Source organism: Dehalococcoidia bacterium, from assembly GCA_041649635.1.
In the GTDB taxonomy this organism is placed as follows: domain Bacteria; phylum Chloroflexota; class Dehalococcoidia; order E44-bin15; family E44-bin15; genus JAYEHL01.
Genome location: JBAZMV010000001.1, coordinates 747,438 through 770,602, shown reverse-complemented (window position 1 = coordinate 770,602; position 23,165 = coordinate 747,438). Strand labels below are relative to the sequence as shown.

General features: G+C 57.6%; 20 protein-coding genes. 11 read left to right on the top strand and 9 right to left on the bottom strand.

All coding sequences use genetic code 11. The annotated features are described in order from the left end of the window. Window positions 1-40: 40 nt before the first annotated feature. Window positions 41-1,432, bottom strand: coding sequence for an MFS transporter (locus WC562_03770; protein ID MFA5055278.1), 1,392 nt, complete (start codon window positions 1,430-1,432; stop codon window positions 41-43). Window positions 1,433-1,790: 358 nt separating this feature from the next. Here WC562_03770 and WC562_03765 point away from each other — a divergent pair, with 358 nt between their 5' ends. The 7 genes from WC562_03765 to rpe all read left to right on the top strand — a co-directional run bounded on the left by WC562_03765 (window position 1,791) and on the right by rpe (window position 8,554). Continuing rightward, the gene (locus tag WC562_03765; GenBank protein MFA5055277.1) at window positions 1,791-2,342 is read left to right on the top strand and encodes a hypothetical protein; all 552 of its coding nucleotides are present in this window, start codon (window positions 1,791-1,793) and stop codon (window positions 2,340-2,342) included. Between the two features lie 21 nt (window positions 2,343-2,363). Continuing rightward, complete coding sequence (gene argB, locus WC562_03760) at window positions 2,364-3,128, top strand: acetylglutamate kinase (GenBank protein MFA5055276.1); 765 nt, start codon at window positions 2,364-2,366, stop codon at window positions 3,126-3,128. 9 nt (window positions 3,129-3,137) lie between these two features. Further along, a complete protein-coding gene (locus WC562_03755) occupies window positions 3,138-4,328 on the top strand; it encodes an aspartate aminotransferase family protein (GenBank protein ID MFA5055275.1) in 1,191 nt (396 codons plus the stop codon). Between the two features lie 42 nt (window positions 4,329-4,370). Further along, a complete protein-coding gene (locus WC562_03750; protein MFA5055274.1) occupies window positions 4,371-4,772 on the top strand; it encodes a hypothetical protein in 402 nt (133 codons plus the stop codon). Continuing rightward, window positions 4,762-6,075 carry an argininosuccinate synthase gene (locus tag WC562_03745; GenBank protein MFA5055273.1) on the top strand — a complete coding sequence of 438 codons (1,314 nt, stop codon included), beginning with the start codon at window positions 4,762-4,764 and terminating at the stop codon, window positions 6,073-6,075. Before WC562_03750 ends, WC562_03745 begins: the two co-directional genes overlap by 11 nt. A 402-nt stretch (window positions 6,076-6,477) precedes the next feature. Continuing rightward, window positions 6,478-7,848, top strand: coding sequence for an argininosuccinate lyase (gene argH / locus WC562_03740; GenBank protein MFA5055272.1), 1,371 nt, complete (start codon window positions 6,478-6,480; stop codon window positions 7,846-7,848). Then, entirely contained in the window at window positions 7,841-8,554 is a 714-nt protein-coding gene (gene rpe, locus WC562_03735) for a ribulose-phosphate 3-epimerase (GenBank protein MFA5055271.1), read from the top strand. Before argH ends, rpe begins: the two co-directional genes overlap by 8 nt. A 106-nt stretch (window positions 8,555-8,660) precedes the next feature. Here rpe and WC562_03730 read toward each other — a convergent pair whose 3' ends face one another. The 3 genes from WC562_03730 to rpmB all read right to left on the bottom strand — a co-directional run bounded on the left by WC562_03730 (window position 8,661) and on the right by rpmB (window position 9,751). Next, a complete protein-coding gene (locus tag WC562_03730) occupies window positions 8,661-9,227 on the bottom strand; it encodes a hypothetical protein (GenBank protein ID MFA5055270.1) in 567 nt (188 codons plus the stop codon). Beyond that, window positions 9,206-9,421 (bottom strand): hypothetical protein, encoded by a 216-nt coding sequence (locus WC562_03725; protein ID MFA5055269.1) that lies wholly within the window; start codon window positions 9,419-9,421, stop codon window positions 9,206-9,208. The genes WC562_03730 and WC562_03725 overlap by 22 nt, the downstream gene beginning before the upstream one ends. Before the next feature lie 141 nt (window positions 9,422-9,562). Continuing rightward, window positions 9,563-9,751 (bottom strand): 50S ribosomal protein L28, encoded by a 189-nt coding sequence (gene rpmB, locus WC562_03720; protein MFA5055268.1) that lies wholly within the window; start codon window positions 9,749-9,751, stop codon window positions 9,563-9,565. Between the two features lie 89 nt (window positions 9,752-9,840). Here rpmB and WC562_03715 point away from each other — a divergent pair, with 89 nt between their 5' ends. The 4 genes from WC562_03715 (at window position 9,841) to WC562_03700 (ending at window position 16,595) form a co-directional block, all read left to right on the top strand. After that, window positions 9,841-11,436 (top strand): DAK2 domain-containing protein, encoded by a 1,596-nt coding sequence (locus WC562_03715; protein MFA5055267.1) that lies wholly within the window; start codon window positions 9,841-9,843, stop codon window positions 11,434-11,436. A gap of 5 nt (window positions 11,437-11,441) precedes the next feature. After that, window positions 11,442-13,865, top strand: coding sequence for an ATP-dependent DNA helicase RecG (gene recG / locus WC562_03710; GenBank protein MFA5055266.1), 2,424 nt, complete (start codon window positions 11,442-11,444; stop codon window positions 13,863-13,865). Continuing rightward, window positions 13,862-15,505: an arginine--tRNA ligase gene (argS, locus tag WC562_03705; GenBank protein MFA5055265.1), complete on the top strand. Its 1,644-nt coding sequence runs from the start codon at window positions 13,862-13,864 to the stop codon at window positions 15,503-15,505. The genes recG and argS overlap by 4 nt, the downstream gene beginning before the upstream one ends. Window positions 15,506-16,052: 547 nt before the next feature. Continuing rightward, a complete protein-coding gene (locus WC562_03700) occupies window positions 16,053-16,595 on the top strand; it encodes a transposase (protein ID MFA5055264.1) in 543 nt (180 codons plus the stop codon). A 51-nt stretch (window positions 16,596-16,646) separates the two neighbouring features. On the opposite strand, the gene WC562_03695 is transcribed toward WC562_03700, so the two are convergent. The 5 genes from WC562_03695 to WC562_03675 all read right to left on the bottom strand — a co-directional run bounded on the left by WC562_03695 (window position 16,647) and on the right by WC562_03675 (window position 23,112). Continuing rightward, window positions 16,647-17,288, bottom strand: a complete 642-nt coding sequence (locus tag WC562_03695; GenBank protein ID MFA5055263.1) for a hypothetical protein — start codon at window positions 17,286-17,288, stop codon at window positions 16,647-16,649. Between the two features lie 192 nt (window positions 17,289-17,480). Next, window positions 17,481-18,794, bottom strand: a complete 1,314-nt coding sequence (locus WC562_03690; GenBank protein ID MFA5055262.1) for an NAD(P)/FAD-dependent oxidoreductase — start codon at window positions 18,792-18,794, stop codon at window positions 17,481-17,483. After that, complete coding sequence (locus tag WC562_03685; GenBank protein ID MFA5055261.1) at window positions 18,791-19,855, bottom strand: radical SAM protein; 1,065 nt, start codon at window positions 19,853-19,855, stop codon at window positions 18,791-18,793. Before WC562_03685 ends, WC562_03690 begins: the two co-directional genes overlap by 4 nt. A 117-nt stretch (window positions 19,856-19,972) precedes the next feature. Next, complete coding sequence (locus tag WC562_03680) at window positions 19,973-20,800, bottom strand: SDR family NAD(P)-dependent oxidoreductase (protein MFA5055260.1); 828 nt, start codon at window positions 20,798-20,800, stop codon at window positions 19,973-19,975. Between the two features lie 188 nt (window positions 20,801-20,988). Next, complete coding sequence (locus WC562_03675; GenBank protein MFA5055259.1) at window positions 20,989-23,112, bottom strand: NAD(P)/FAD-dependent oxidoreductase; 2,124 nt, start codon at window positions 23,110-23,112, stop codon at window positions 20,989-20,991. Window positions 23,113-23,165: the final 53 nt, after the last annotated feature.

Below are 23,165 nucleotides of genomic sequence, written 5' to 3'. Positions count from 1 at the left end.
GAATCGACAGGTAATGATATGTAATGACGGGGGTGTAGATTTACCCCCGGCGCGTATTGCCGCGGGCCATCGAGGCGAAGACGCCGGCAAAGCACAGGGCGGCGAAGATGATGAAGGCCACCTTGAAGCTCTGCATGAAGGCGTCGTGGTTCTCCAGCGTTATCTGCTCGCTGCCTATGTAGACGGCGAAAAGCACGTTGACGATGCTCATGCTCAGCGTCATGCCGGTCTGGCGCATTGTGGCCACCGTGGACGCGGCCACTCCGTACAGCTTGTTCTCCACCGCGCTCATGATCGCGTTGGTGTTGGGCGACGAGAACAGCCCGAAGCCGAAGCCGAGCAGCGCCTGCCCGCCGATTATCATCCACAGCGAAGTCGTCTTTGTGATGAACACGAAAAGCGTCAATCCGACGACTGTGATGGCCATCCCTGCCGAAGCGAGCAATCTCGGCTCTATCCTGTCCGAGAGGCGGCCCGCGATCGGTGCGAAGATGGCTTGGAATACCGGCTGTGTCACAAGTATGTAGCCGGCGTAGTCGGCGGCGTAGCCTTTGATGTTGATCAGGTAGAGGCTGAGGAGGAACGCTATCGCGAAAGTGGCGGCGTAGTTTATCAGCGCGGCCAGGCTGGAGAAAGCGAAGGGGATATTACGTCGAAACAGGTTGATCTCCAGAAGCGGACTGCGCGCCCTGATCTCATACCAGATGAATACAGCCAGAGCCAGCGCCCCTGCTACTATGAGAACGAACCCCCACCACTGCGGCAGCAGGGAGAGGCCGCACATTATAGCTATTATGGTGATGCCGTAGATAACCGCCCCGCCCCTGTCGAACCCCTCGCCCCGGGCCGGGGCCCACTCGCCTCTGAGCTTCCAGATTATCAGGGCGAGGACGAAGAGGCACAGCGGCAGCGTTGCTATGAAAACGCTCTCCCACCCGAAGTGGTTCACCAGCACCCCGCCTATCACCGGCCCGACCGAGAGCCCGGTATAGATCGACGCCACGTTGATGCCCAGCACGCGCCCCCGCTCCTGCGGCGGATAGGCCGAGGTGACCAGCGCCACGCTTGTGCCGAAGATCATGGCGCCGCTTATCCCCTGCAGCGCGCGGAAGGCAAAGAACATCTCCGCCGAGTTGGCCAGCGCGCAGAGGAAAGTGAAGACGGTGAAGGCCACGATACCCCAGGTGAAAATCTTCTTCCTGCCGTAGATGTCGGCCAGACGGCCGAATGGCAGCAGGAACGTCAGGGACGCGATGAGGAAGGAGTTGTTTATCCAGGGCAGGGTGGTGGCGTTCATGCCGAAATCCTGACCGATGAAGGGGACCGCTACGTTCATCGCCGAGCCCATGAAGGGGGTCAGGAACGCGCCGAGGGTGGTGGCTATCAAGACGGATGTCTTGCTGGATTGCATGATGGGGATATTATAGCGCATCAACGTCGTTCGAATGTAGGGGCGAATAATCATTCGCCCTGTTGGCGGTCGACACGGTTCGGAGATATTTTCCGAACCCCCTAAATCCCCCATACGTTGGGGGACATAAATAAATTAGGGGACACCCCTAAAACCCCGTCAGGAGCCCTTCTCTCCTGCACCTCTGCATCGAACGCCCCTTCGGTTTTGCAGCTTCCCCCTCTTTAATCAAAGAGGGGGATGACAGGGGGAGTTCGTTTGCCTTGTAGCTATCGTGGTGCTAAAATGGCTTATATTTGATAGATTACGTTTGGTGTTTGGGAGTAGGGTTTTGAATAATGGGCCGAGCCCGCGTGAGTTCTGGGAGTGGTTGAGGAGCTTGCCAGCTAACCTTGGTAAGACAGGGGCCAGTTTTTATCTGCTTGGCTTTAGTCTGATTATAATCTCAGGAATATGTGCATTGTTGGTGAATATAGTATCCCTTGATGTAGTGTGGCGCATTCTAGGTGGAGGTTTGGCAGTGATGTCTTTGGGTGTAGGTTTGATTTCTCTCGGGGCGGCCTATAAGTCTAGTACAGCGGTGAAGGCAATGGGTGATTCGGATGCAAAAATGAAAGAGGAATGCAAACTTGAGACTGGTGTTGAAAGTTTAAAAGGGGATGCTCTTGAGAAAAGCGACTCTGGCTCTGATATTGATGTGATAAAGAAATACTTGATAGGGATCAAAGAATCGCTTGACAGGATAGATAAGCAACAAACTGATAATAAGAAAAGCGGTAAATACTATTTTTACTATACGCTGGGCTTCACTAGTATGGCCGCCGGAATGGGGTTGGCGGTTGCTAAAGTGGAATATGCAGGATATGGTTTAGGGCTATTTTTTTGTGGATTTATAGTTTGTATGTTTGCACCTAGATTTGGGAAAGGCTAATTACATAGTTGTGATGGAATGATGAATAAACCAATCGTAATCAAAATCGGGGGCAGCACCTTTGGCAAGGGCGAGACGGTCATAGAAGACATCGTCGCGTTGCAGAAGGAAGGCTTCAACCCGGTCGTGTTCCACGGCGGCGGCAACGAGGTCACCTCCTGGCTCAAGCTAATGGGCATAGAGACCAAGATGGTCGACGGCCAGAGGGTGACCAGCAAAGAGAGTCTGCGCGTGGTGGTCGCCGTGCTGGCGGGCCTGGTAAATAAAGAAATCGTAGCGCAGATACAGGCCAGGGGCGGGCGCGCCGTAGGTCTGTGCGGCGTGGACGGGTGCATGCTGGAAGCCGAGGTGCAGACAAAGACGCACGGCCTCGTAGGCGAGGTGGTCAAGGTCAATATCGAGCCGCTGCAGGCGGTCATCGATAAAGGCTACATTCCCGTCATCGCGCCTCCGTCTTACGGCATCGGCTCTGTAAAAATATTGAACGTGAACGGCGATCCGGCCGCCGGGGCGCTGGCGGCCGCGCTCGGCGCGAAGAAGCTCATCATGCTCACCGACGTGGCCGGAGTTCTCGATAAAAAGGGGCAGTTGCTAGATAGGCTCGACCGTGATAAAATACAGGCTCTTATCGCATCGGGCGTGATCGCGGGCGGCATGATCCCCAAGGTAAAGGCGTGTCTGCGCGCATTGGATGGAGCATCGGCGGCGCAGATAATCGACGGGCGCGCTCCGCACTCCGTCATCGATGCGGTGAAGGGAAAGAAGACAGGAACGATAATCGTTTAGGAATATAAAATGGCTGACTGGCAAAAATTGGAAAAGAAATACCTGATGGGCACTTTCAAACGCCTGCCCGTGACTATCGTCAAGGGTAAGGGGGCGCGTGTCTGGGACGAGGACGGCAACGAGTACCTGGACTTCCTCGGGGGGCTGGCGGTTGACGTACTGGGCCACTCGCATCCCGTGGTCGTCAACGCCGTGGCGAAGCAGGCGCGGGAGCTGATACAGACCTCTAACCTGGTCTATACCGTGCCGCAGGTCAAGCTGGCCAAACTTATGGTCGAGAACAGCTGTCTGGATAAAGTGTTCTTCTGCAACAGCGGTTCCGAGGCATGCGAGGGCGCGGTGAAGCTGGCGCGCCGTTACGGCAAGCTGCATCGCAAAGGGGCCTGGGAGGTCATCACGGCGACAAAATCGTTCCACGGCCGCACGCTGGCCATGACCGCGGCTACGGGGCAGCACAAATTCCAGGAGCCTTATGTGCCGCTGCCCGACGGTTTTGTGAACGTCCTTTATGATAGCATCGACGCCATTAAAAAGGCGACGACTGACAAGACGTGCGCGATCATGATGGAGCCGATACAGGGCGAGGGCGGCGTCAACGTTCCTGCCGACGACTACCTGAAGAAGGTGCGCTCTTGGTGCGATAAGAAGGGGATACTGCTGATCCTCGATGAGATTCAGACCGGCATCGGGCGCGCGGGCTCGCTGTTCGCCTATGAGCAGTACGGGGTGGAGCCGGATATCATAACGCTGGCCAAGGGTCTCGGCGGCGGGGTGGCCATAGGCGCTTTCATGGCTAAGGACGAGGTCTCCGTATTCGAGCCGGGAGAGCACGGCTCGACGTTCGGTGGCAACCCGCTGGCCTGCGCCGCGGGATATGCCACGATCAGCTACATGTTAAAGAACGGGGTTATAGATAACTGCCACACTGTCGGAGACTACTTGGCCAAGTCGATAAGCGGCCTGAAGAAGAAGTCGCCTCTCGTCGTCGGAGTGAGAGGGCGCGGCCTCCTGCTGGCCATGGAGCTTTCGCGCGATGTCTCGTCGGACCTTGTGATGGAGTGTTTGAAGGAAGGGTTGATACTGAACCCGGTGCTGCCCAATGCGGTGCGCTTCGTCCCTCCTCTTATCATTACGAAGGATGACGTGGACGAGGCTATGGAGATCGTGAAGAAGGTGTTGGCTCGGATGGGAAAGAAATAATTCACCCTAATCCTAATCTAATTGAGATGATGAGTTATTGGTATGGTTTACTATAGCAGAGATGTAAAGAACAAAGAGTTGGCAGTATATAGATTCACTTGCCCAATCTGCAACCAAGAAGCAAACCTTCGACTTATTAAGCAGACAAGGGAAGAGTGGCTCTTGATTATTCCACACTGGGGCAGTGATTATTTCTTTACTTGTGGAAATTGCTGGAAAACATTCAAGGTAAAAAAAGAGTTTGCTAAACAATTGGAAAGAGGAGTTTTTAATAGAGATGCGCTAACTCCAGGAAGTATCCAGTGTCCTAAATGTGGATCTCAAACTGAAATTCGCGTGGTTAAAAAAGGCCCTGATTCTGGGAAAGAGTTTCATGTGTGTAAAAAATATCCAAAATGCAAAGGGAGAGTACAGGTAAGAAAGGCAGATTCTAATGGCGGGTAAACAATATAAGAAGATAGTGCTGGCATACAGCGGCGGGCTCGATACCTCGGTCATACTGGCGTGGCTCAAGGAGACCTACGATGCCGAGATCATCGCCTTCTGCGCCGATATCGGGCAGGGCGAGGAGTTGTCGGGGCTCGATAAAAAAGCGAAAAAAACGGGCGCGTCGAAGTGTTACATCGAAGACCTCACCGAGGAGTTCGCGCGCGATTTCATCTTCCCCATGATACAGGCCGGCGCGATATACGAGAACCAGTATTTCCTGGGCACAAGCATCGCGCGCCCGCTCATCGCCAAGGGCATGATGGAGGTTGTGCGCAAGGAGAAGGCCGACGCTATCTGCCACGGGGCCACCGGCAAGGGCAACGACCAGGTGCGTTTCGAGCTGACCGCCTACTCCATAGACCCGAATATCAAGATCGTCGTCCCGTGGCGCGAGGAGAAGTTCCGCAAAAAATTCCCCGGCCGGGCCGAGATGATTGCTTATTGCAAGGCGAAGGGCATTCCCGTCCAGGCGACGGCTAAGAAGCCCTACTCTTCGGACCGCAACCTGCTGCACATCAGCTTCGAGAGCGGCATACTGGAGGATCCGTGGCTGGAGCCGCCGCAGGATATGTTCAAGCTGAGCGTGGCGCCGGAAAACGCGCCGGACGAGGCGGAGTATGTCACACTCGATTTCGAGGGCGGCATCTGTGTCGCCGTCAACGGCAAGAAATTATCGCCGGCCAACGTACTGCGTATACTGAACAAGCTCGGCGGCAAGCACGGCGTGGGCCGCGTGGACCTCGTCGAGAACCGCGTCGTCGGCATGAAATCGCGCGGCGTCTACGAGACGCCCGGCGGCACCATCCTGCACTGGGCGCATCGCCAGATGGAGACGCTGACCATGGATCGCGAGGTCATGCACCTGCGCGACTCGCTCATCCCGCGCTACAGCGAGCTGGTCTACTACGGATTCTGGTTCTCGCCGGAGCGTCTGGCGTTGCAGGCGCTGGTCGATGAAAGCCAGAAAAACGTCACGGGCACGGTGCGGCTGAAGCTGTACAAGGGTAATATCATAACCGTCGGGCGCAAGAGCCCGCTCTCGCTCTACCGTCCCGACATAGCGACGATGGAGAGCGGCGAGAGCATCTACGACCAGAGCGATGCCACCGGCTTCATCAAGATAAACGCCCTGCGCCTGCGCGTGGAGGCCATGGTAGAGAAGCAGTCGGGCAAGGCAACCGGCAAGAAGTCTGCGGTTAAGAAGGCTGGCAGGAAGAACGGCAACGAAGCTGATAGCTCGTACGCGGGCCCGGTGTAAATACGAACGCCCCCGAAGCCCCCTCTTTAACAAAGAGGGGGCAGATAGAGTGGGTCGAGGGTGGTTCCAAGGTCTTTTGTCGTAACAGGGGAGTCCAGAGAGATCGCCCTCTGGCGGGGTTTTAGGGGTGTCCCCTATCTTCTTTTAAAATCCCCCAAGGTTGGTGGGGGATACAGGGGGTTGATAATAACGGCAAAAGGCTGGTTAGATGAAAAGCGAAGGTGAAGAACACCATCGCTAGCAGAAGAAGAGGGGGGAGAGAGGGTTGTAGGGGCGAACCTGCGTGTTCGCCCGTGTTGTGGTTATCAGGTTAGCCGATGTCGTTATTACGAGGGCAGACACATAGGTCTGCCCCTACGTGATGGCCAATCGTACAATGACAGATGTGAATAATGCGGGGAGGTGAACCCCATGCGCAAGCGTTTCAAGAAGGACATGGCGCAGTCGGTACAAAAATATACGGAGTCCATAAGCTATGATAGACGGCTGTACAAGTATGACATAGCCGGCTCCATCGTGCATGCCGAGATGCTGGCGAAACAGGGCGTAATCACCGTCAAAGAGGCCAAGCTTATCTGCGATGGGCTCGCTTCCATCTGGAATGAGATCGACAAGGGAAAGTTCGTGTTCAAGGCAGAACATGAAGATATACACATGAACATCGAGGCGCGCCTAATCGAGAAGGTGGGCGGTGTGGGCCGCAAGCTGCACACGGCGCGCTCTCGCAACGACCAGGTGGCGCTGGATGTGCGCATGTACGTCAAGGAAGCTATCGGCAATACGATAGAAAAGATAAAGGCGCTGCAGGGCGCATTGCTCGACGTGGCAGAATCGAATAAAGACGCGGTCATGCCGGGCTATACCCACGTGCAGCGCGCGCAGCCGGTGCTCTTTGCCCATCACCTGCTGGCCTACTGCGAGATGCTGGAGCGCGATGTTGACCGCTTCATCGATTGCCTTATGCGCGCCGATGTTATGCCGCTGGGCAGTGGGGCGCTGGCCGGCACGCCGTACCCGCTGGACCGCGATTTCGTGGCCAAGGAGCTCGACTTCGCGCATGTCAGCCAGAACAGCATGGACGCCGTGTCCGACCGCGACTTCGTCATCGAGTACGAAGCGGCCGCGTCGATAACGATGATGCACCTCTCGCGTCTGGCCGAGGAGATGGTGCTGTGGTCGACCCCGGAGTTCGGTTTCATCGAGATCGATGATGCGTACGCTACGAGCTCAAGCATGATGCCGCAGAAGAAGAACCCGGACGTCGCGGAACTGGCGCGCGGCAAAACGGGCCGCGTCTACGGGCATCTCATGGCCATGCTGACATTGATGAAGGGGTTGCCCCTGACCTATAACCGCGACATGCAGGAGGATAAGGAGGGGCTCTTCGACACCGTCGACACGCTTATCGGCACCCTGGATGTCTTCGCCGGCATGGTCGCGACGCTGAAATTTAATGCGGGGAGGGCCGCGAAAGCCGCGGGGGAGGGGTACATACTGGCCACCGACCTTGCCGACTACCTTGTGGCAAAGGGGATGCCGTTCCGCGAGGCGCACGGGGTCGTCGCCGGGCTGGTGCAGTATGCCATCGATAAAGGTAAGACGCTCGACAAATTGTCGATATCCGATTACAAGAAATTCTCGCCCAAGTTTAGCAAGGATGTACTCAAGATAACCGCCCAGACCAGCGTGGCCGCGAGAAACGCCGTCGGGGGCACAGCGCCGGCACAGGTGAAGACGCAGATCGCGCGGATGAGGAAGACGGTCAATGGCTGAGTCGTCGAACAAGATAAAGATAGCTCCATCGATACTCTCGGCGGACTTCTCCTGCCTGCGGGCGCAGGTCGAAGAAGTTAGTAAAGCAGGTGCGGACTATATACATGTTGACATAATGGATGGACACTTCGTCCCGCCCATGACTATCGGCTCGCTTGTTGTGCAGGCGATACGCCCGTACACCAAGGTTCCGCTCGATGTGCACCTCATGATCGAAGAGCCGGATAAGCACATTGAACACTCGCTGCTTGGCCGCGCGCCGAGCCAGATCGAGCAGTTCGCTAAAGCCGGGGCCGATGTTATCACTGTGCACGCCGAGGCTTGCTCCAATCTCAGGGAAGTCGTCGAGCAGATAAGGAAGCTGGGCGTGAAGGCCGGCGTGTCGATCAGCCCGCCGACATCGCCCGACGTGATCGCAGACGTTCTTCCCTACGTCGACCTCGTCCTAGTCATGACGGTGAATCCCGGATACGCCGGGCAGCCCTTCATCGAGGAGATGATTGCTAAAATCTCTCACGTGCGAAAGATGCTGGACGAGCGCGGGCTCACGGCTGAGATGGAGGTGGACGGCGGCATCTCGCCTAAGACGGCGCGCAGGGTCGTCGAGGCGGGGGCCTCGGTGCTGGTGGCGGGGGCGGCCATCTTCAGGAAAGATACAAGCATCAGCGAGGCGATGAAAGAACTCAGGGCCAGCTATTCGGATTAGCTGAGAGAGCTATCTTCAACCCCCTGCTATCCCCCAATCTTGGGGGATTTTAATTTGGGATGGGGGACACCCCCAAACCCCCGTGCAGGAGGAATCCTGCACCTCTTTATAGTTGCTCTGCTTTATCTTCCAGTTGTTTCAGCAGCGATTCCACTCCGAGCGTTTTAGCCCAGCGGTGCAGGTATTTCAGGTCGAGGTTGCCGGATTGCACCTCATAAACGTGCAGCGCGTCGCTGAACTGCTTCTCGCTGCCGCCGGAGCGCTTGGCCCAACTCAGCTTCATCAGGATGGTGTCTTCGGGGCTGGACACCGCCAGTTTAATGCCCAGCACTTCTTCGGTGCGTCTGCGCTTGAATCGGGAGAGGTCGAAGGGCTCGTCCGTCAGTATCCAGAAATCCACCTTGTCGCCGGTGTTCGTGTCGAGGAGGTTGAACATGCTAGTATGGCTTATAGCATCGAGTATACTTTCTCTGGTCAGATGATATCTGGGCGTGGGGAAGGCGTCGGCCAGTTTCTTTGCCGCGGGACGCTTGATCGCGACTACTATGTCGATATCATGTGTCGAACGCGGTTCGCCCTGAAGGCTTGAGACCACAGAGCCGGTCAGCATGTACTCGATGCCCGCGCCGTCGAGTGTCTCTACGGTCAGCTTTAATAGTTTCTGTTGTGACATTTTTCCAGCCGCTTCAGGTAAATGCGCTTTATTTCGACATCCGACAGGTGGGGGAACCGCTTGTGCAGACCGTGGAGGAAGAGTTCTCTGGAAAACTCGGACAGCTCAAATGACTTGAGCAGGCGCTGTTCCGCGCTCATGCGGCGCAGTGTTTGGATGTATAGCTTGCGTTTGGGGCGCTCTTTGGTGTCCATAATCTTGCGATGATTCTAGCATGTTTTGCGGAGGAATGGTATAACTGCCTTGTTGAGGCGGGGGCTAAACGCAACTAAGGCTAAATAAAAAGTACCAGATGCATCTCGCAGCTGGTACCAGTTTAAATCGAGCGATATTGTTTAGCTGACCGGCTTGTTCATCGTGCGCAGGCAGCGGGTGCAGACGTTGGCCTGAACCTTCTTCCCTTCGAGAACGATGGTCTGCTTATGCGTGTTGGTATGCCACTGGCGGTTGGTGCGCCGCTTGGAGTGACTCACGTTATGACCGAACTGTATTGACTTTCCACATACGTCACATTTGCCTGGCATCGTATCCCCTTTGACCAAACTGTAGTTTTGCGGTAGAATGCAGCAAATAGGATACCATAACTGATTCCCGAATACAAGTAAGGAAAAAGATGAAGGCCATTACTTCCTGCAGCGGCCGCGACCTTATAGATATGTTCAGCTGTGCAGCCATTTGGCTGGATGCGAACGTGCCCCATATCAACTCGCTCAACGTCTTCCCAGTGCCCGACGGCGACACCGGCATCAATATGTCCCTGACCATGCGCTCGGCCGTGGCCGAGGCGTCGCAGGTAAACGGCGGGACCGCGTCCGAGGTGATACGCGCTATATCGCACGGGGCGCTCATGGGGGCGCGCGGCAATAGCGGCGTGATACTGTCGCAGATACTGCGCGGATTCGCCGTCCCCTTGAACGGCAAGGCCGAGCTGGAGGCCGGCGATTTCGTGGCCGGACTGGAGGTGGGCTCTTCGCTGGCGTACAAGGCGGTGAGCCATCCCGTGGAGGGCACCATACTCACCGTTATCAGGGAGTCGGCCGAGGCGGCAAAGCAGGTCGCCGATAAGAACGATTTCAAGAAGGTCGTCGAGACCATAGTGAATACGGCCAGGGAATCCGTGGAAAAGACTCCGCAACTCTTGGATACGCTCCGCGACGCCGGGGTCGTGGATGCCGGGGGGCTGGGGCTGTACGTGATATTCGAGGGGTTCCAGAAGTATCTCAGGGGCGATAAGATCGAGGCCGGAGCCGCCGTACCCGAGCCGACCGGCGCCGCAGGCGCGCACGGCGAAGAGATCGCCTACGGCTACTGCACCGAGTTCGTCATCGAAGGCTCCAACTTGGATGTCGTCCCGATTCGAAAGCATTTAGAGAAGATAGGCGAATCGGTGATGGTGGTTAAGCAGGAGAATGTCGTTCGGGCTCACGTCCACACCTTCGATCCGGGCGCCGCGCTGGGATATGCCGCTTCGCTGGGCACTTTGAAGCAGGTCAAGGTGGAGGACATGGACAAGCAGCATAAGGACCTGTCGGATCTGAGCAAGAAACCCGCGGTGGATGTTGCCACCGTGGCAGTGGTGCAGGGCGACGGTATGCATGAGGTTTTCCGCAGTATCGGCGTCACCGCAATCGTTCCCGGCGGCCAGACAATGAACCCTTCCACCCATGATTTGCTGGAGGCGGTTCAGGCGGCGCCTTCCGATAAGGTGGTCATTTTACCCAACAACCATAATGTCATCCTCACGGCGGAGCAGGTTGTTCCCCTCACGGGCAAGATGGTGGCCGTCGTCCCCACCGAGACAATGCCGCAGGGCATAGCGGCGCTGCTGGCGTTGAACAACGCGGCGGACTTCGCCGCCAACTTCCTCGCCATGAAGGATGCCGCGTCAAACGTAATCACCGTCGAGGTCACCAAGGCGGTGCGCGATGCGGCTTATGGCGACCTTTCGGTTAAGAAAGGGCAGGACATAGCCCTTATCGATAATGATCTGGTGGCTGCCGGCGACGGCATGATGGCGCTCATGGAGGCGCTTGTGTTAAAGATCGACATGTCGGACAGGGAGGTAGTCACTCTCTACTACGGCGCGGGCGTAAAGAGCAGGGAGCCCGACGCCATCGTCAAGCTCATCCGCAAGAAGTATCCGCATCTGGAAGTAGAGTCCGTCTACGGCGGACAGCCTCATTACAGATACATCGTTTCCGTGGAGTAATATCAGTGGACTCTTCCACGCTTCGCAAGATTCTCATTTTAGAAAAACAGAAGGGGTATGGCGATACCGCCGTTTTCGGGGGGCTGGACCGTTTCCTGGAGCGGGGGGCCGTCGTTCCGCCTGTTCACCTTCGTGGTGTCGAGTACGCAGGAATGGATACTGGAAAGCGTGTCGACTGGGTCGGAGGCATGCTGAAGTGGCTCGACACGGCTGAAGGGAACGTCGCGACGAAGATTGATTTGAAAAGCAAAAAGGTAGCGGCTCCCGTAGCAAAAAAACCGCAGAAGAGCGCGGCTCGACCGCTGTCGAAAGTTGCGCTCAAGCTCGATTCTCCGATAACCGATATCAGGGGCGTTAGCGATAAGCTGGCGCCGCGTTTCCGCAAACTCGGCGTTAATACGGTGCGCGATATGCTGTACTTCTTCCCGCGTCGGCACATCGATTACAGCAAGCGCCAGACAGTGGCCGCGCTGCAGGTGGGGCAGGAGCAGACGGTGGTGGCCAATATCTGGCAGGCGCAGGAGGTCAGGCCCGGGGGGCGCCGCTCGGCGGAGGCCGTCATCGGCGACGAGAGCGGCAACATGAAGGTCATGTGGTTCAACCAGCCCTACATGGCTCGGCAGATGCGCACCGGCGAGCAGTACGTATTCAGCGGCAAGGTGAGCCTGTATAAGGGCATCAAGGTATTCATTTCGCCGGAGTATGAATTGCTGTCGGGAGACGACCTGACGCATACGGGGCGGCTGATACCGGTATATCACCTTACGGAGGGGCTGAGCCCGCGCGTGGCGCGGCGCGTCATCAAGGAGGTGGTGGAGGAGTGCTCGTCGCTTCTTAACGATTTCATGCCGCCGGAGGTCATGACCAGGGCCGGGCTGATCGGATTGCAGCAGGCGATAAGGCAGGCGCACTACCCCGATGACGATATTGCCAAGGACCAGGCCCGCAGGAGGCTGGCCTTCGACGAGCTGTTCATCATCCAACTGGGCGTGCTCTCGCGCAGGAAGGACTGGAGGGAGAGCGGCAGGGCCAACCGCATCGCGGCTAAGGATAATGTGCTTGAGATATTCTTATCGTCGCTTCCTTATAAGATGACCGGGGCGCAGGAGCGCTCGCTTAACGATATAATGTCCGACCTGGGCAAGGCCAAACCGATGAGCCGCCTGCTGCAGGGCGAGGTGGGCAGCGGCAAGACCGCGGTGGCCGTGGCCGCGCTGCTGGCCGCGGCGGCGGGCGGGTGCCAGGGGGCCTTCATGGCGCCCACCGAGATACTGGCCGAGCAGCACTTCTCCACGATATCGAACATACTGAGAAGCTGCGGAAGGCAGGAGAGCGACGAGGGCAACCTGCGCACGTTTTCGGGGCTACTCGACCGGCCGGTGACGCTGGCGCTGCTCAAGGGCAGCATGAAGAAAAGCGAGAGGGGAGTGGCTTACGAGCGCATCTCGGCGGGCGGCGTCGATATAGCTGTGGGCACGCACGCCCTGATACAGGAGGAGGTCGGGTTCAAAAAGCTCGGCCTCGTGATCGTCGACGAGCAGCACCGCTTCGGCGTGATGCAGCGGGCGGCGCTGCGCCAGAAGGGGGCCAACCCGCACCTTCTGGCCATGACGGCCACGCCGATACCGCGCAGCCTGGCGCTGACGCTTTACGGCGACCTCGATCTGTCGGTAATCGACGAGCTGCCGCCGGGGCGGCAGGTGATAAAGACCAGGTGGCTGGCCCCGGACCAGCGCGAGATGGCCTACCGCTTCATCAGGAAGCAGGTGCAGGAGGGTCGGCAGGCGTTTATAATATGCCCGTTGATAGCGGACTCGGAGGCCATCGAGGCCAGGGCTGCGGTGAGCGAGCACGAACGTTTGTCGCGGGAAGTATTCCCCGATCTGAGACTCGGACTCGTTCACGGAAAGCTCAAGCCTTCGGACAAAGAAGACGCGATGCGCAGGTTCCGCAGCGGCGAGTTCCACATCCTCGTCGCTACCCCCGTGGTCGAGGTCGGCATCGACATTCCCAACGCCACCGTAATGCTCATCGAAGGCGCCGACCGCTTCGGGCTGGCGCAGCTTCACCAGTTCCGCGGCCGGGTGGGTCGCGGAGAGCACCAGAGCTATTGTATACTGCTTGCGGAGAGCCCGTCGCCGGAGAGCGGGGAGCGCCTCTCCCTGCTGGAGCGCACGCATGACGGATTCGCGCTGGCGGAGGAGGATTTGAGGCTCAGGGGGCCGGGGGATTTCTTCGGCATCAGGCAGAGCGGGCTTCCCGACCTTAAGATGGCCCGGCTCTCCGATATGAAACTGCTGGAGCTCGCCCGCAAAGAGGCGATCGATATATTTAAGAAAGATTCGGCGCTGTCCGCACCGGAGCACAGGCTGCTCGGGGAGCAGGTGTCCCGCATCTGGGGCGACGGCGTAAGTATGGGAGAGGCATGATAAAAGACGAACTGGCAAGACTGGTCGAACAAGCCCTGATTGAGGCGCAGGACAAAAAGCTGATGCCGGCTGTGGCAATGCCTGAGGTCATCATCGAACGGCCTCAGAACCCGGAGTACGGCGACTACGCCTGCGCCGTGGCGCTCAAGCTGGCGCGCCTGACCAAGATGAACCCGATGCAGATAGGCGAGCACATCGCGGGTCTTATCCAGTGCCCGCCCGGCTGCGAGAAGGTGGAACTGGTGCCGCCCGGCTTCATCAACTTCTCTCTGACCGAGGGCTGGCTCAGGGATCAGGTGGGCGCGATACTGAGCGTGGGAGACAGATTCGGGGATATCGCCGCCGGGAAAGGCAAGAAGATACAGGTTGAATTCGTCAGCGTGAACCCCACCGGGCCGCTGCATGTGGGCCACGGCCGCGGCGCCGTGCTGGGCAGCGCGCTGGCCAACATACTGGCCGCGGCCGGATATACCGTCGAGCGCGAATACTACGTGAACGATGCGGGCAACCAGATCAACCTGTTCCACCGCTCGCTGTACGCGCGCTACTGCCGGGAGCTGGGGCGCGATGAGCCCATGCCCGAGGGCGGCTACGTGGGCGACTACATGATCGATATCGCCAAGGATATCGTCGTGAAAAAAGGGAAAATATACCTCGACAAGCCGGATGAACTGGGACGGCTCGGTATGGACATGGTCATCGAATCGATACAGGCCGACCTGGAACGGCTCGGCGTCACCTTCGACGTGTGGTTCAGCGAGAAGAGCCTCTACGAGGGCAAGCAGTACAAGACAGCCATGAAGCTGCTCAAGGACGGCGGCGTTATTGTGGAGAAGGAAGGGGCGCTGTGGTTCGCGTCGACCAACCTGGGCGAGGACAAAGACAACGTCCTCGTGCGCAGCGACGGCTCGCCGACCTACTTCGCCTCCGACGTCGCATACCACTACAACAAGTTCGTCGAGAGGAAGTTCGACAGGGTCATCAACATATGGGGCGCCGACCACCAGGGACACGTCTCGCGCATGAAGGCCGTCGTGGGCGCCCTCGATATCGACCCGGACAGGCTGCAAATAATAATCTCTCAGATGGTGACGCTCAAGCGCGGCGACACCGTCGTGCGCGCCTCCAAGCGCACCGGCGAGATGATAACGCTGCGCGAGCTTATGGACGAGGTGGGCCCGGACGCCTGCCGCTTCGTCTTCCTCTCGCGCTCCGCCGACAGCCAGATGGACTTCGATATGGAGCTGGCCGTGAAACAGTCGGCGGAAAACCCCGTCTACTACGTGCAGTACGCCCACGCCCGCATCTGCAGCATCCTGCGCAAGGCCAAAGAGGAGGGCATCAAGTTCGGCAAGGCCGACACTTCGCTCCTAACCTCGGAGCCGGAGATCGAGCTCATACGTAAGATGCTGGAGCTGCCCGAGGTCATCGAGCAGACCTCCAAGACCCTTGAGCCGCACCACCTGCCGCACTATTCGCTCGATCTGGCAACGGTGTTCCACAACTTCTACGAGAAATGCCGCGTAGTGACCGACGATAAGGAGCTTACCAAGGCCCGCTTGCAGCTTGTGGACGCCACGCGCATTGTGCTGGCGCGGGTGCTGCGCCTCATGGAGATGGCCGCGCCGGAGAAGATGTGAAGATTAAATCCTACTTTGGGGCAGTAGGACGTATAATATAAATATTGCTAGCGATTTGGAGTTAGGGTGGAACCTTTTGATGTATTTTTAGTAGTTACATCAGTTTTGGGAATTGTTTTGCTGGAATGCGAATTCTTCATGTTTAAAAACCGGCGTGTAACGGCGCGAAAATGGTTTTTCACTCCCTATCACCTCTATAAACCCGAGTTTTACAATGAAAGAGGCAATCAGTTTAGAAAAATCCTAATAGCCCTTTATATTGGAGGATATATTTTTGTAGCAGGTTTTTTAATATTCATGTCTCTTAATCATAATTTCTAAAAGGAGCACAAGTGTAGGGTGGGTTGCTACTTCGAGCTAACCCACCATCGTAATAATCATGTGGTGGGTTTCGCTGCGCTCTACCCACCCTACGGTTTTGGTGCATGATGCCGGATTGACGTCGTAGAATAATGTAGGGTGGGTTACTACTTCGAACTAACCCACCGACGCAAAATATTGTGGTGGGTTTCGCTATGCTCTACCCACCCTACGGTTTTGGTGCATGATGCCGGATTACCGTCGAGCGTACATAAAAGGCGGGACTTTCTTCTTCACGGTCGTAACCAACGGACGTTGTCCCACGTTCAGTGACAAAACGGCTGTTGATTTGTTAAAGGCATCTTTTCGTCGGGTAATGCTTGCCCACCCCTTCAAAATGGATTCCATCGTGGTCTTGCCGGATCATTTCCATTGCATCTGGATGCTTCCCGAGAATGATTCCGATTTCTCGATGAGGTGGAGGTTGATAAAATCCGACTTCAGCCGTAATTATTTGGGCTCTTCGGCATCTATAAAATCAGCTTCGAGGCAGATGAAAAAAGAGAGGGGAATCTGGCAGAGAAGATTCTGGGAGCACATGATTCGAGATAAGGCGGATTTGAACACGCATCGGGATTATATCCATTACAATCCCGTGAAGCACGGCCTTGTAGATTCGCCAGCTAAGTGGGAGTATAGCAGCTTCAATTCGTTTATGGGAAAAGGCCTGTACCCGGCGGATTGGGGAAGTGTCCCTCGCAAAGAATTACTAGAGATGGATTTGGAGTAGGGCGAGTTTTTGGTGGGTTTCGCTGCGCTCTACCCACCCTACGTGTTATCGCTACTCATTGGGTGTCGGTGGCGGCTGGAACGGGACGGCTACATCGGCAGGAGCTTCCTCTATCCTCTTCTTCCTTCCGGACTTGATCATGTAATACAAAGCCCCTGCTAAAAGAACCAGGATGACGACGATCATGCCCCACGTCCATATAGAGGAGGACGCTTTGGAGAAGCTGGCTGTTATGGGCTCGGAAGAACTCGCTAGAAAGCTCTTCGTCGTCTCGGAGCCGTTTATAACTCCGGACCATCCGTCGAAGCGGTAGCCCTCGGCGGCGGTTGCGGTGACGTTTACCGTAATACCGGCTGACGTTCCCGTGGCGCTGGTTGTGATGGAGCCGAACGAGGCGTTAATTATGGAAGGCTTGCCGGAATATATGTTGTAATCAATGGTGATCTCCAGAGGCCCTGCGCATCCCTTGAAACCGGCGACGATGAAGCGGTCCGTATTCATAACGACATCGATGGAGCTGCTGTTAGCCGGGTTATCGCCGATATCGCCGGACCATTGCTCGAACTCGCATCCTTCCGATGGGATGGCGGTCAATGTTACCAGTGTGCCGCCGGGATAGGAGTTAGCGACGCAGGGCCTGTCGCTCTCAATAGCGACGGACCCTCCGGTCTCGGGCGTGCTGACGACCGTCAGCTTCTTTTCCCCTCAGCCGCAGACGGTTGCGGGGAAGGCCGAGGACAGCAGCAGCGCTGCGCAGGCCGCGATGACGATAGTCAGACAGAGAAGATTTAGAGTCCTTGTCGATTTCATATTGTATATATTACACTGCGATGTATCCGGCTATCAACTAGTGTTTACAATTTTGCGGCGGGTTTTAAACCCGTCCTACAAAGCCGCTTCCTCCCCCGCGACGTAGCCTGTGGAAAACGCCGCCTGAAGGTTATATCCGCCGGTATCTGCGTCTATGTCCATGACCTCGCCGCAGAAATATAGCCCACCGACTAATCTTGAAGCCATCGTGTACGGGTCGATCTCGGAGAGCGAGACACCGCCCGCAGTGACGATGGCGGCGCTTATCGGCATCGGCCCCTCGATGTTGAAACGCAGTGATTTGAGGCAATTCAGCAATCGCTCGCGCTCGTCCGCCGTTATCTCGTGGCCGCATTTCTCCGGAGGGATGCCTGTCATCGCTACGAACGGCTCGATCATCTTCTGCGGCAGCAGCTCCTTGAGGATGTTGCGGTAACTCCGTTTGCTGTAGCTCTCGAAGTCGCGCTGCAGCCGCGCGCGCAGCTGCTTTTCGTCGAGAGCAGGCTTCAGGTCGATGGATACGCTCACCGGGCCGCGCTCCAGCGCATCGACCACGGCCAGGCTCATGAGCAGCGTAACCGGGCCGCCGATGCCGGAGTGCGTCATCATCATCTCGCCCATGCGGCTCTCGATGACCGGCGCGGCGGGCTTCCTGCCGGGGATGCCGCGGCCGCAATCGCGCTTCGGCGTCTTTGAAATGTCGATATCCTCGGCTTTGCATTGACAGGCGGTCAGCCGCACGTTGCGCAGGCTCACGCCCTGCATGCTCTTGGCCAGGGCGGTCTCGTGCACCACGAGCGGGATCAGGGCGGGCCTTATCTTTGTTATCGTATGGCCTAACGACGCTGCCATACGGTAGCCGTCGCCGGAGGAGCCGGTACCGGGGTATGAGGAGCCTCCCGTCGCCAGGATGACGGCTGAGGCGGGGATCGTCCCGTCCTCCGTTTGAACGCCTGCGATCTTCCCGCCGTCGACGTTTATAGCGGTCACTTTAGTATTGGTGTGCAGGTCGACGCGCTGCTCAGTGATATAACGCTCGAAGGCACGCACCACGTCGCGGGCGTCGTCAGATTCTGGGAAGATACGGCCGCCGCGCTCGGTCTTGGTTTCAACACCGTAACGCCTGAGGAAATCGAGCAGGTCGTCGCGGAAGAAGCGGCTGAAGGCGCGGTAGAGGAAGCGCCCGTTCGCACCGTACATCGTAACGAACTCGTCGAGCTCTTTAGCGTTAGTTACGTTGCAGCGCGTCTTTCCGCTGATGAGGAGTTTTTTGCCCGGGCCGTCGGTCTTCTCCAGCAGGAGGACGCGGGCTCCCAGCTCGGCGGCGCGGCCGGCGGCCATCATCCCGCCCGCTCCCGCGCCGATAACGATTATGGGTTTGGGGGTCATGCCGACCTCTTTTTATTAGGGACATCATGCGGGGGCGATTCATGAATCGCCCCTACGGGGTCGGTGTCGAAAGGGTGGCCCTCGCGCTCGAAGTCGGGCAGATAGTGGTCGGATGATTCCATCCCCTGCAGCCAGCCGTTCTCCATGCCGAGGTCGCTGAGGCATTTGAGTACGGATTCGTATTCAGTCGGAGATATGCGTCGCGACAGCAGGGGGATGCCGGGAGCTTTATGCCGGGGGGAGTACTGCGACATGACGCTCATAGTGACAGAGGGCGAAAGCTCTTTTTCGATCCATTGCAGCGATTCTTCGCTGCCGGCCAGCCTGTTGGGTAGAATAAGGTGTCGCACGATGAGCCCGCGCCGCGCCACACCGTTCCCGTCCACGACAAGGTCGCCGACCTGGCGGTACATCTCGTTCATCGCGGCGCGATTGTATTTTACGTAGTCCGGCGCCTGCGAGTATTTCTTAGCCGTTTTGTCGTCGGCATACCTGATATCAGGCAGGTAAATGTCGACGATGCCGTCGAGTTCTTTCAGCGTATCGAGCGAATCGTAGCCGCCGGTGTTGTATACGATCGGAATATGCAATCCCATCGGCACAGCTTCAACGAGCGCTCTCACTATCTGAGGTGCGAAATGGCTCGGCGATACGAAGTTGATGTTGTGGCAGCCCATCTCGTCTTGCAGGTAAATCATATGTGCTGCCAGGCTGCGGCAGCCGGTCTCGTTCGATTTTTGTCTTCTCCAGCTCTGGCTTATCTGGTGATTCTGGCAGTAAACGCAGCGCATATTACAGTTGCCGAAGAATATGGTGCCCGAGCCGTTAACGCCCGAGAGGGCCGGCTCCTCGCCTCGATGGGCGCAGATCGACGCTACTATCGGCAATCGTCCCGAGCGGCAGAAGCCCGTTTCACCTTCGAGTCGATTCACTTTGCACACGTGCGGGCAGATATCACAGGACGCCAGGCGGGATTCGAGTGCCCGGGCGCGGCGCTCCAGCTCGCCGGAGCGGAATAGATATATATATTTTGGTTCGATATTGGTCATTTCAGTGAACATAGTATCACTGAAGGAGAGGGATTGTCACACCTTTTCTAGGGAGGTGTAATAGGACTGGTCGACCTCGCGAATAACCAATGTCTCGGTTATCGTGTGAAGGCGAATTATTATTCGCCCCTACGCTCCTTTTATCTTCCAGGCCTTGCCCAGCAGCGCGCCGCCTTCCACATACAGCACCTGTCCAGTGATGTAATTCGCGGCGTCCGATGACAGGAACAGCACGGCGTAGGCCATCTCCTCGGGCTCGCCGGGGCGTCCCATGCATATGCCCACATCCACCGATGCCATACGCTTGTATTCCTCCACGGATATCCCGACGGCCGCCGCCATCTGGCGGGTACCCTCCGTATTGGTGGAGCCCGGCGCGACGCAGTTGACGTATATCCCCTTGTAGGCCCATTCCTTGGCCAGGGCTTTGGTCATCATGTTGACTCCGGCCTTGGCCGCCTCGTATGGTATAACGCCTCGCGCGAAGGGCGTATGCGATTCGAGTGAGGAGATGTTAACTATCCTGCCGCCGCGCTTCTGCTTTATCCACCAGGTTCCTACAGCCTGACAGCAGAAGAATGCGCTCTTCAGGTTCAGGTCGAGGTTGTAATACCAATCCTCCTCGGTTACGTTTAGCACGTTCTTCATCGGTGAGTGGCCGGCGTTGTTTACCAGCACATCGACCTTGCCGAACTCCTTCAAAGTCGATTGTAGCAGGTTGTCGATGGCATCAACCTTTGTCACGTCGGTGGGGACGGCCAGCCCCCTGCGTCCCATCGCTTTTATTTTATCGACGACCTTATCCAGGTCGCTTTTTGTGCGGGCGGCCACTACAACATCGGCGCCTGCGTTGGCGAACTCCAGCGCTATGGCCTCGCCGATGCCCTTGCCCGCGCCGGTCACGATGACGGTCTTGCCAGTGAAATCCATAAGTTGCTGAATATTGCTCAGGCTCATGTAGTTATCCTCCCCTGTTTCAAGGCATTTCGAGTTTCTGTAGGAAGCTCTGGGTTAAGTGCTGATCAACCCCCTGGCCCCCAATCTTGGGGGAAGTTGGGGAGTTGGGGGACACCCCCAATTCCCCCGGCAGGAGGAATCCTGCACCTCTTTTTCAAAGGTTCCTGTATCTATTAAACGCTATCGGCCTACTGGATGGCAAGCGCAGCGCGGCAGCCGTCCTCCACCGAGCCGTGTATCAGGCGCAGCTCGCGGCAGTCGCCGACGATGAACGTCTGCGGCACTTTGGCCTTTATCGCCTCGTACAGCGCGGTGTTGGCGGCGATGCCTCCGGTGATTACCACGGTGTCGGCCGGCACGACGGTCGAGCCTTTCTTGGTCGAATAGCTCACACCCTCATCAGTGATCTCGCCGTACTTCACACCCTTGATAAGTGTCACGCCCATCTCGCGCAGGTGCTGCAGGTAGTTCCATCTCCGGGCGATGGACATCTCGGCGGCCAGGTCCTTCTCTTCGAGTACGGTGACCTGGCGCCCGCGGTCGGCCAGGAACTCCGCCAGCTCCACACCCGCGATATCGCCGCCCACGATGACGACGCGCTTGCCGATGGGCAGCCATATGCGCGATATCTTGCGAATGTTGGGGATCGTAATCAAGTATGGCAGCAGCGGGGAGCTGATGCGCACCGCCATCTTCTGCCACCACGTAAGCATCCTGGCGCCCTCGCCCTTGAGGTTGCTGGCCAGCATCTTGCGGAAGTCCGAGCCGGTCAGTACGTTGGGCCGATTCTTGCCAGGTAGATCCGGCGATGTCAGGATGCCGCCATTGGCCACTATCACCGCGTCCGGTTTAATCTCGTCGATAAGCTGCGGCGTGACCTCTGTGCCGAGATGGACCTCGATGCCAAGCTTTTTTACCTGGCGGATGAGATAGTACAGAAATGCCTCGTTAAGCTCGGAGGCCATGGAGGCGAAGACCAGCGCGCCCCCCAGCCGCACGCCTTTGTCGTATATCGCAACTTTATGCCCACGACGTGCGGCGACGATGGCCGCCTCCATGCCGCCGGGCCCGCTGCCGATGACCAGCACCTTTTTCGGCTGCCCTGCTGGCTCGATGCGCAGCTCGGCCTCCTTGCCCGCCGCCGGGTTGACCGCGCAGAATACCGGCGCGTTCCAGAAGGCCTGCGTGGCGCAGTTGTAACACTGGATGCACGGTATTACATCGTCCTGCCTGCCCGCGGCGACCTTGTTGGGATATTCCGGGTCGGCGAGGATGGCGCGCGCCATGGCGATGAAATCCGCCTTGCCATCTCGAATCAGCCTGTCGCCCAGCTCCGCGTCGATGCGGCCCACCGCGATGACCGGTATCTTCACCGTCTTCTTTATCTCGGCGGCCAGGCCGACAAGGTGCGCCTCGGGCTGGCAGATCGGGGCGTGATAGAAGGAGCGGCGGAAGCCGCCGTAGCCGCTCACGTGCAGGGCGTCGACGCCGGCGGCCTCCAGCATCGGCGCAAGCTGCTTTGTGTCGTCTATAGTGATGCCGTCCTCGATCTCAAATTCTTGCCCGTCGATGCGGCACCACACCGGATAGTCGCGCCCGACCTTCTCTCTCACCGCCGCGATGATCTCCAGCAGGAATCGGGTCCGGTTCTTCACCTCGCCGCCGTACTCGTCGGTGCGCTTGTTGGTGTGCGGCGAGAGGAAGTTGGCTATCAGATATCCATGGGCCGCGTGTATCTCAACGCCGTCCAGCCCGGCCTTCTTGCAGCGTCCGGCGGCCTCGGCGTACTTGCGTGTGTAGTCTTTGATCTGTTCCTTGCTCAGGGCGAGGGTCGTATTGTGCGGCGGTTTCTTGGAGAACTGCTGCATGAGACGGGGTATCTCGGTGGAGGCCATGTCCTGTAATATCTCGCTGCCGCCGGCGGAGAGCTCGCTGGCGCTGACCATATCGATGCCCCGCCCGAAGTCCGACATGGCCACCTTGCCGGCGTGGTGCAGCTGGATGGCAATCTTGGCGCCGTTCGCGTGAATGGCGTCGGACAGTACTTTCAGGCCGGGAACGTACTTGTCGTCGGACAGGCCGAGCTGGTTCGTCAGCGCCAGTCCGTACGGATGGTCGATCGCGCCAACACCGACGATGAGCAGAGCTGCTCCGCCCCTGGCGCGCTCCGCGTAGAAGTCGATGGTGCGCTGGTCCACGGTGCCGTCCTCCGGCTCCAGGCTGGTGCCCATGCCCGCCATTATTATTCGGTTCTTCAGTTCCATCTTCCCGATAAAGCCCGGGGAGAATATATTTCTAATATGACCTCCCATTTGTCCACCTCCATTAATTAACGACTTCTTATGTCGCACGGTTATGGAACAGC